The sequence below is a fragment of the Streptomyces sp. SID5910 genome, assembly GCF_009862125.1.
Taxonomy (GTDB): Bacteria; Actinomycetota; Actinomycetes; order Streptomycetales; family Streptomycetaceae; genus Streptomyces.
Genome location: NZ_WWHX01000868.1, coordinates 1 through 2,176, shown reverse-complemented (window position 1 = coordinate 2,176; position 2,176 = coordinate 1). Strand labels below are relative to the sequence as shown.

Annotated in this window: 2 protein-coding genes; one reads left to right on the top strand and one right to left on the bottom strand. The window is 71.6% G+C overall.

The window, feature by feature from the left end; genetic code table 11:
• On the bottom strand, positions 1–511 hold a 511-nt coding region (locus tag GTW67_RS30555), incomplete at its 3' end, for a cation:proton antiporter (RefSeq protein WP_346010789.1).
• 1,090 nt (positions 512–1,601) lie between these two features.
• On the opposite strand from GTW67_RS30555, the gene GTW67_RS30545 reads away from it, so the two are divergent.
• The coding region (locus GTW67_RS30545; RefSeq protein WP_202437914.1) for a cbb3-type cytochrome c oxidase subunit I at positions 1,602–2,176 on the top strand (575 nt) is incomplete at its 3' end.

Sequence of the window (2,176 nt, the reverse complement as noted above, 5' to 3'; positions counted from 1 at the left end):
GCTGGAGCGCCGCCAGGTACAGCGCGAGGAAGATGTCCTCCACCACGATGACGCCGAGGATGAGGCGGGTCTCGGGGCGGCCGATGCGGCCCAGGTCGATGAGGATCTTGGTGACGATCGCGGACGAGGAAATGCCGAGGACACCGGCGAGCACCAGCGCCTCCCGCACCCCCCAGCCCAGGACGAAGCCGAAGCCGAGGCCGGCGCCGACGTTGAGCAGCAGGTAGACGCCGCCCGCGGTCAGCAGCCGTTTGCCGCCGCTCTTGAGGTCGTCGAGGTGGAACTCCAGCCCCAGGTAGAAGAGCAGCAGCACCAGTCCGAGCGCGGAGAGCATCTCGAAGTCGTGTGCGTCCTCGACCAGCACGAAGCCGGGAGTGTGCGGGCCCAGCAGGATGCCGGCCAGCATGAACAGGGGAATCGTCGGAAGTCCGATCCTGCCGCCGAGGCGGGCGAGGAACGCGGCGGCGAGAAAGGCGCCGCCCATGGCGAGCAGGGTGTCAGCGTGTCCCACGGGCCACCGCCTCGGGCCGCGTGGAGGGTCGGAAGGGCTTCGGTCGACGGTAAGGGATGCGCGTTCTCCTTCGTGTGTGGCGCGGTCGGCCGTCGTGCGCTCGAACGCCGTCGGCCGCGGGCGTGAGGCGGCGCCGCTCCCGGACCCGCGGGGTCGTGGACGAGGCGGCGAGGGGGTACGGGCCTTCGGGGCGGGCCCGGTTGTCCGGACCGCCCGCTCCGGTACGCCTCGGCCACCGCCGAACGCCTCGATGCCCGGGCGCGGTCGGTGGGCGTGGGCCCGGCCGCCGGCATCACCCGCGAAGGGCGGCGGGGCCGGGCCTCCCCCGTGACGTTCCCCGCCCCGGGAGCCCCCGGGGCGCGGCGCGGTTCCACGGTCACACGCGGCGCCCCCGGGCGGCCATCGGGGACGGCACCCAAAAGCCGCGGTGGCCGACACCCATCACGGCGACGGGAGTAGGGGGAAGGTGTGCCGCAGCCGACTCGGGGATTTCGGCCGCGGCACACTTCCCGGCACCGGACGCGGGAGGACCGCGCGCCCGGCACGGTCGGCGCCTTCCCCGGCCGGACGCCGTGACACTGCGCCGTGCGAGTGGTCGCCGGCAGGCCGGTGCGCGCGGAGGCACGCCACCGCCCCGCCGCGGGATGCGGCGGGGCGGTCGACGCGCGGACGGTCCGTCAGCACGGTGCCGCTGTCATCAGCCTCTCGAAGGAAGCCATGCAGTCAGGGCAGTGACGTGCCCTTTCACCGTCGGATGCCTCGATACGTTCGCGGAGCTTCTGTCCGCAGAGGGTGGCCGCTGCCTGCTTGGCCATCACGTGCCACACCAAAGCTCCGCCCGTCTTCTCCGGGCCCACGCACATTTCGTACATGACCGGCCTCCCAGCCTGGACGCCGCTGACAGACTCCAGGAGACACCGGATCGGCCGCCGCCAATAGCGCGCGGGGTCCATTCGGGTGACGGCCGGTTCGCCCCTGTGGGCCTACGCGGCACCCGGACGGATAGAAACGATCAGCCAATCAGCCCTACATCGGTGGGTGCCTGACGTGGCATCGACACAGCCCCACGGGCGTGCGGTGCCCTGGTCCGATGGCGACTCAGACCGAACCGATCGCTCCGGTCCCGGCGGCACCGCGCCGCCACAGGGGGCGGGTGCTCGTCTCCTGGCTGACCACGACCGACCACAAGCGCATCGGCCACCTGTATCTCATCACGTCCTTCGGGTTCTTCCTGGCCGCCGGGGTGCTGGCTATGCTGATCCGGGCGGAACTGGCCCGGCCGGGGCTCCAGTTGCTCTCCCAGGAGCAGTACAACCAGGCGTTCACGATGCACGGCACGATCATGCTGCTGCTGTTCGCCACCCCCACCTTCGCCGGATTCGCCAACGCCGTCATGCCGTTGCAGATCGGCGCGCCCGACGTGGCGTTCCCGCGGCTGAACATGCTGGCGTACTGGCTCTTCCTGTTCGGCGGCCTGATCGTGCTGGCCGGTTTCCTCACGCCGCAGGGCGCCGCCGACTTCGGCTGGACCGCCTACACGCCGCTGAGCGGCCCCACCGGCGCCCCCTATCTCGGCGGCGACCTGTGGATCATGGGGCTGGCGCTGGCGGGGTTCGGCACCATCCTCGGTTCGGTCAACTTCATCACCACGATCATCTGCATGCG